Consider the following 233-nt stretch of genomic DNA (forward strand, 5'->3'; position numbering starts at 1 on the left):
GCGATCTTCATGGCCTCCTCGATCAGGGTCTCCACGATCTTCGACTCCGGCACGGTCTTGATGACCTCGCCCTTCACAAAGATCTGACCCTTGCCATTGCCCGAGGCCACCCCCAGATCCGCCTCACGCGCCTCACCGGGACCATTGACCACACAGCCCATCACGGCGACCCGCAGCGGCACCTCCATGCCCTCCAGACCGGCCGTCACCTGATCCGCCAGCTTGTACACATC

Annotated in this window: 1 protein-coding gene; it reads right to left on the minus strand. The window is 63.5% G+C overall.

Annotated elements, in window-relative coordinates; genetic code table 11:
- Positions 1-233 (minus strand): flavodoxin-dependent (E)-4-hydroxy-3-methylbut-2-enyl-diphosphate synthase (locus ACSNOD_RS32060; protein ID WP_436770552.1); only part of this gene is annotated, 233 nt, incomplete at both ends.

This window comes from Streptomyces sp. URMC 123 (genome assembly GCF_051386515.1).
Lineage (GTDB): Bacteria > Actinomycetota > Actinomycetes > Streptomycetales > Streptomycetaceae > Streptomyces.